This window comes from Streptomyces sp. NPDC097640 (assembly GCF_040302705.1).
GTDB lineage: Bacteria > Actinomycetota > Actinomycetes > Streptomycetales > Streptomycetaceae > Streptomyces.
This window is the reverse complement of the sequence record NZ_JBEOSB010000066.1, coordinates 1-6,527: the sequence shown is the minus strand read 5'-3', so window position 1 is coordinate 6,527 and position 6,527 is coordinate 1. Positions and strand designations below refer to the sequence as shown.

The 6,527-nt window shown below is 73.4% G+C and carries 5 protein-coding genes; 3 read left to right on the top strand and 2 right to left on the bottom strand.

Going from position 1 to position 6,527, the window contains the following annotated elements:
• Positions 1-122 precede the first annotated feature (122 nt).
• The 3 genes from ABTY62_RS47240 to ABTY62_RS47230 all read left to right on the top strand — a co-directional run bounded on the left by ABTY62_RS47240 (position 123) and on the right by ABTY62_RS47230 (position 1,849).
• Entirely contained in the window at positions 123-950 is an 828-nt protein-coding gene (locus tag ABTY62_RS47240) for a MerR family transcriptional regulator (RefSeq protein WP_352135587.1), read from the top strand.
• Positions 951-1,122: 172 nt separating this feature from the next.
• Positions 1,123-1,365, top strand: coding sequence for a hypothetical protein (locus ABTY62_RS47235; protein ID WP_352135586.1), 243 nt, complete (start codon positions 1,123-1,125; stop codon positions 1,363-1,365).
• Positions 1,366-1,393: 28 nt separating this feature from the next.
• Positions 1,394-1,849, top strand: a complete 456-nt coding sequence (locus ABTY62_RS47230) for a peroxiredoxin (protein ID WP_311730657.1) — start codon at positions 1,394-1,396, stop codon at positions 1,847-1,849.
• A 140-nt stretch (positions 1,850-1,989) separates the two neighbouring features.
• Here the strand turns inward: ABTY62_RS47230 and ABTY62_RS47225 are convergent, their stop codons facing one another.
• Positions 1,990-4,914, bottom strand: a complete 2,925-nt coding sequence (locus tag ABTY62_RS47225) for a glycoside hydrolase family 2 TIM barrel-domain containing protein (RefSeq protein ID WP_352135585.1) — start codon at positions 4,912-4,914, stop codon at positions 1,990-1,992.
• Positions 4,915-5,117: 203 nt separating this feature from the next.
• Positions 5,118-6,329 carry an ROK family transcriptional regulator gene (locus ABTY62_RS47220; RefSeq protein WP_352135584.1) on the bottom strand — a complete coding sequence of 404 codons (1,212 nt, stop codon included), beginning with the start codon at positions 6,327-6,329 and terminating at the stop codon, positions 5,118-5,120.
• Positions 6,330-6,527 lie beyond the last annotated feature (198 nt).

Below are 6,527 nucleotides of genomic sequence, written 5' to 3'. Positions count from 1 at the left end.
CGGCGCCCGGCCACGGCCGGGCGCCGACGCCTTTCCGACGCCCTTCCGCGGAGAGCCGACGGAACCTCCGCCTCCGTACGCTTGACCCTCTCACCGTGTGAGGCCCTGGACTGGAAGGCGTCATGTTCAGCATCGGAGAGTTCGCCAAGCACGGACGGGTGTCGGTCCGCATGTTGCGTCACTACGACGCCATCGGGCTGCTGCGCCCCGTCCACACCGACCCGGCCAGCGGGTACCGCCACTACGAAGCCGGGCAGCTCGCACGGCTCAACCGCGTCATCGCGCTCAAGGACCTGGGCTTCACACTCCAGCAGGTCAAAGCGCTCCTCGACGACGACATCGGCACCGAGGAGCTGCGCGGGATGCTGCGGCTGCGCCGCATGGAGCTGGAATCGGCCGTCGCGGAGGCGGCAGCCCGGCTGGCCCAGGTGGAGGCGAGGCTCCGGACCATCGAGAACGAGGGACGCATGCCCACCGAAGACATTGTGATCAAGAGCCTGCCGCCGCTCCGCCTGGCCGAGCTGACCGCCACCGCGGCGAGCTTCGAGCCGGGGGACATCGGCCCCGCCGTCGGCCCGCTGTTCGGCCGGCTGTGCGCTCTGCTGGACGCCGCGGGGGTGACTCCCACGGGCCCCGGGCTCGCCTACTACGAAGACGCGCCGGAGGGCGGCGGGGCGATCACCGTGCACGCCGGGTTTCCGGTCGGCGCCCAGGTGAGCGCGGGGGAGGAGGTCCGGATCGTCCAACTGCCCGGCGTCGAGCGCGCCGCCACCGTCGTGCACCGGGGCCCCATGGACGACGTGGTGCCCACCGCCCAGGCGCTGGGCCGGTGGATCGACGCCAACGGCTACCGCTCGGCGGCATACCCGCGCGAAGTCTCCCTCCACTGCCCCGATGACCGCGCCCAGTGGGTGACCGAGCTTCAGGAGCCGATCGTCCAGACCGGCTGAGGCCCCGGTCCGGAGGCCCGGCCGGACCGGACCGGGCCTCCGGGACATGCCAAGATCGCAGGCATGACGGCACAGCACGCACCGGAAACGATCCTGGCCGGGTCGGGGCAGCAGCGGCTCGCCGGCCGGCCCGAGCCGCCCGGCCCGGTCCATCGCATCGCGCTGACTGTAGGTGGTCGACCGCGAGGAGCTGACCGAGGCGCTGCTCGCGACCGTCGACTCCGCCCGTGACCTCGGGACGGCGCTCGACCTGCTGCGCGACCTCGGCGGCGGCAGCCTCTCCGCTGCCGTCGTGGACCGGCTGCGTGAGTCGCTGACCGCCGAACGCCGCCCGCCCCTGCGCGGGTTCGACCTCCATCGGGTCAGCACCGACCGACAGCGCACGGCCGCCCTGCGGGCCGCCCTGGGCGAGTAGCTTTCCGACCGCCGAGTAGCCTCGCTGTATGGATATCGGTGATGTCGTCGAGGACTTCGAACTGCCGGACGAGACCGGCGCCGCCCGCACGCTGAGCGGGCTGCTCGAGAACGGCCCCGTGGTGCTGTTCTTCTATCCCGCGGCCTTCACCCCCGGCTGCACGAAGGAGGCCTGTCACTTCCGGGACATCGCGGGGGAGTTCAAGGCGCTCGGCGCCCAGCCGGTCGGGGTGAGCGCGGACTCGGTGGACAAGCAGGCGGAGTTCGCCCGTACGCACTCCTTCGGCTATCCGCTGCTGTCCGATCCGGAGGGGACCGTACGGGAGCGGTTCGGGGTCAGGCGTGGCATCTCGGCCGTCCCCACCAAGCGGGTCACCTTCGTGATCGACACCGACCGGCGGGTGCTGGAGATCGTCAAGAGCGAGTTCCGGATGAGCGTGCACGCGGACAAGGCGCTCGAGGCGCTGCGGAACAGGGCGGCGTAACGGGACGTGGACAGACGCGCAGGGGGCGCGCGGGTGATGACCCGCGTGCCCCCTGCGCATGTACCCGACGCCGGGGAAACCACGTGCCGGCACGGTGTGCGGCGCCGCGCGACCCCTCCGTCGCGCGGCGCCGGCCCCTCCTAGACGCGCGAGAAGGTGAAGGAGAACTCCGCGGGTGCCGCGTCGAGGCGGTACTGCGGGAGCACCCCGGGCCCGCACGACTGGCTGCCGATGCCCTGCTGGCCGTGGTCGAGGTTGACCCACACCGTGTCCGCCGAGGGGGACAGGTCCGGCGTGTGCTCGGCCGCGTCCAGCTGCTCCGTCGTCCAGCGCCGCGCCGTGAACCAGAACGGCGGCGCGCCCTCGACCGCGATCCCGGCCCCGTCCTCGCCGGTCAGCCGCGCCCAGCGGACGTCGGCGCGGGCGCCGTTCTCCTGCGGCCGGACGTACGGCGTCTGCATGTCGTCGACCGACAGCGCCCACCGGCCGATCCGGGAGGCGGCGTGGGTGTCCGGGTACGCCTCGCCCGGGCCGCCGCCGAACCACTCGGCCCGGCCCAGCGACGCGGGGACGCCGAGCCGCACGCCCAGGCGCGGCAGCGGGCAGGTCCACTCGCCCAGCGGGGTGACGGAGACGTCCAGGCGCAGCCGGTCCGCGTCGGCGGTCCAGCGGTAGACGGCCTCGAAGCCGACGTCGGTGGCCGCGGGGGCGACGCGGGTGCGCACGGTCAGCGCGTCGTCCGCCGACTCCACCGCGTCGACGCGGTGGTGGAGCCGGTGCAGGCCGAGCTGACGCCAGATCAGGCCGTAGCGCTCGTCGGGCTGCCAGGACGCGCCGTTGTCGTTGTCGGTGGGCGCGCGCCACAGGTCGAGCCGGGGCCCGGTGACCGTGAGGCCCCCGAGGGAGACCAGCGCGCCGGTGGCCGCATCGAAGGCCCCCGGGCCCAGCACGATCGCGCCGTCCTCGCGGCGCGGCGCGAGCGCGGCTCCCGTGGCGGTCGGGGCGGGCGGGGCGGTCGGGGCGGTGGCCTGGATCTGCCCCCACGCCACCTCGTGGCCCGACTCCGCCCACGCGGTGTCGGCCGCGAGCCGCGCCCGTACGGTCCACAGCGCCTCGCCGCCGGCGTCCGCCGCCGCCGGTCGGTCCGGCAGCTTGAGGTCGGCGAACTCGCCCGGGGCCAGCGGCGGAACCGCCAGCTCGCCGCCTTCGACCGCCACCCCCTCGACCTCGTGGGCCCAGGAGAACGCCAGATGGGAGAGGTCGGCGAAGTCGTGGGTGTTGGTCACCCGGACCGTGCCCGCCGCGCCGTCGCCCTCGATCCGGATCGGCTCGATGACCTTCTTGTACTCGATCAGACCGGGGGACGGGGTGCGGTCGGGGAAGATCAGGCCGTCGCAGACGAAGTTGCCGTCGTGCAGCTCCTCGCCGAAGTCCCCGCCGTACCCGTAGAAAAGCTCGCCCTCGGCGGTGCGCTTGGCGATGCCGTGGTCGATCCACTCCCAGACGAAGCCGCCCTGGCAGCGATCGTGCGCCTCGAACAGCCGCTGGTAGTCGCTGAGTCCGCCCGGCCCGTTGCCCATGGCGTGCGCGTACTCGCAGAGGATGAAGGGGAGCCCGCGGCGCTTGGCGTCCAGCTCGGCGTCCGCCCAGGGGGCCTCGGTCCGCTGCCCGATCTGGCCGACCTCCTCGTGCGAGGCGTACATGCGCGAGTAGACGTCCGTGTCGGCGCAGGACATGTCGCCCTCGTAGTGGATCACGCGCGAGGGGTCGCGCTCGCGGATCCAGTCGGCCATGGCGGTCAGCCCGCGGCCGGTGCCGCACTCGTTGCCCAGCGACCACATCACCACCGACGCGTGGTTCTTGTCGCGCTCGACCATCCGGCCGGCCCGGTCCACCAGCGCCGGGGTCCAGCGGTCGTCGTCGACCGGATTGCCGCGCCAGCCGAGGTCGACGAAGCCGTGGGTCTCCAGATCGCACTCGTCGATCACCCACAGGCCCAGCTCGTCGCACAGGTCGAGGAGGGCGGGGTGCGGCGGGTAGTGGCTGGTGCGTACGGCGTTGATGTTGTGCCGCTTCATCAGCACCAGGTCCTGGCGCATGGTGTCCAGATCCACCGTGCGCCCGGTCTCGGGGTGGAACTCATGCCGGTTGACCCCGCGGAACAGCACCCGCTTGCCGTTGACCTTGATGACGCCGTCCTCGACGACGACCGTACGGAAGCCCACCCGCAGCGCCACCCGCTCGCCGCCGGTGGCGAGCGTGGCCTCGTACAGCCGCGGGGTCTCGGCCGTCCACGGCTCGACGGCCACGGTCGCGCTCTCACCGGTGGCCAGGTCCAGGCCCAGCTCCGGCACGGTGACCCGGCCGCCGGGCTCGGCGTCGACCCGCAGCGTGCCCTCGCCCGAGGCGTGGTCGTACGAGGCGTGCACGAAGAAGTCGGTGACCGCGTCGGCGGGGCGGTGGAGCAGGGTCACCTCGCGGAAGATCCCGGGCAGCCACCACTGGTCCTGGTCCTCCAGATAACTGCCCGAGGACCACTGGTGGACGCGTACGGCCAGCACATTGCCGCGCGGCCGCAGCAGCTCGCCCACCGCGAACTCGTGCGGCAGCCGGCTGCCCTTGAAGACGCCCAGCTCCTGCCCGTTCAGCCAGACCCGGGCGCAGGACTCCACACCCTCGAACCGCAGCACGGCCCCGCCCTCGGCGGGCCAGTCCTCGGGCAGGTCGAAGACGCGGCGGTGGTCGCCGGTCGGGTTCTCGTTGGGAACTCGGGGCGGGTCGACCGGGAACGGGTACAGCACATTGGTGTAGATGGGCGCGCCATGGCCCTGGAGCACCCAGTGGCCCGGCACGGCGAGCGTGCCCCAGCCGGAGGCGTCGTAGTCGGGGCGGGCGAAGGACTCGTCCTCGGCGGTGGCGGTCGGCGACAGCCGGAAGGCCCAGTCGCCGCCCAGGCTCAGCCGCGCGGCGTCGGACCCGGGGGCCCAGGCGCGGGGCGGCAGCCCTCCGTTGCCCGGGGACACGTCCTCGTAGTACGGCAGTTGGGTGTCGGGGGTGGTGCTCATCGGTCTCCTCGGTCTGCGATGAGGGATCTGCGATGGAGGGGATCGGTCGGCACGCGCCCCAGCGGCCCGAGCGCGCGTCGGCCCGAGCGCTTCGGCCCGGGCCGCCAGCACGGGACGTTAACGAGGGGCGGGAGACTTTTGCAAGGGGTTGGACGAAGTCTGTTGCAAGCGCTTGCCGAGATGCGGGCGGTGGGGTGCGGGCGTCAGGACGTGCGGAGGTGCTTCGACCGCATGGCCGCCAGCGAGCCCTCCAGGGCGAACGTCGCGGCCCCGAGGCTCACGGGGTTGGACGGGATCGGGCACAGCACGATCTCGACGCTCTCGAACGGGCGGCGCAGCGCGCGCCGCGCCACCGCCTCGCGCACCTCGGCCAGCAGCGGCTCACCCAGCGCGGCCGCCACCCAGCTGCTGAGCACGATCACCTCCGGGTTCAGCAGATTGACCAGATCGGCCAGGGCCGCCCCGAGATAGCGGGCGGTCTCCCGGACCACCTTTACGGCCACCGGATCGCCGTCGGCCAGCGCCCGGCCGAGCGCCTCGATGGTGGCGGTCTGGTCGTCCGGGCACAGCAGCGGGCTGCCGGGGCTCAGCTCGCGCAGGGTGCGCATGATGGCGGGGGCGCCCACGTATGTCTCCACGCACCCGTGGTTGCCGCAGTGGCACGGCCGACCGTCCAGGACCAGGGTGGTGTGCCCCCACTCGCCCGCGCTGTTGGTCACCCCCCGGTGCAGCGCGCCGCCCAGCGCGAGCCCGGCCCCCACCCCCGTACCCAGATTGACCACCACCGCGTCACCGCGCCCGCGCGCCGCGCCGAACCACTGCTCGGCGACGGTGCTGGCGCGCAGCGGGTTGTCGAGGTGGAGCGGGTAGGGGAGGTGTTCGGCCAGCAGGCCCAGCAGCGGGACGTCGTGCCAGTTCCAGTTGGCGGCGTAGACGGACACCCCGCCCTCCCGGTCCACCTGCCCCGGCATGCTGACCCCGACCCCCAGCACCCGGTCCGCCGCCACCGCCGACCGCTCCACGACACCGGCCACCGCGGCGGCGATGCGCTCCACGAGCCGCGCCGCGTCCCGCTCGCCGGGGCGCAGTTCCTCGTCGGCGCGGGCCAGCACGGTCAGGGCCAGGTCGAACAGCTCGACATGGACATAGGTCTCGGCCACGTCCACCCCGATCAGCGCGCCGCCGGAGGCGTTGACGGCGACCAGACCGCGCGGCCGGCCACCGTCCGAGTCCTCGAAACCGACCTCCACCAGCATGCCGAAGTCCAGCAGCTCGCCCACGAGAGTGGCCACCGTGGCCAGGCTCAGCCCGGTCGCGGCGGCCAGCTGCTGCCGGGAGACGGGGGATTCGGCGATGATGTGGCGCAGCACGTCATAGCGGTTCGCGGTGCGGATGTCGCGGGACGTGCGCTTCAACGCCGGGTCCTCCGTGCTCGGTGGTGCGGCCCGTATGACGCGGCGCCACATTAGGCCGCGCGCCGCATCAGGACAACCCCTTCGCGCAACCCCTGTACGAAGCGTCGGCCCCGGCCGGGACGCCCTGCGGGCGTGTCCTCAAGCGCCGGACGGGCTAGTTCTAGCCCGTCCGGCGATTGAGGCCCGCCGCAGGCGGAG

What these genes read in the sequence shown, in the direction of transcription:
- ABTY62_RS47240 (WP_352135587.1), top strand. Translation starts at nt 123, where the DNA reads ATGTTCAGCATCGGAGAGTTCGCCAAGCACGGACGGGTGTCGGTCCGC.
- ABTY62_RS47230 (WP_311730657.1), top strand. Translation starts at nt 1,394, where the DNA reads ATGGATATCGGTGATGTCGTCGAGGACTTCGAACTGCCGGACGAGACC.
- ABTY62_RS47225 (WP_352135585.1), bottom strand. Translation starts at nt 4,914, where the DNA reads ATGAGCACCACCCCCGACACCCAACTGCCGTACTACGAGGACGTGTCC.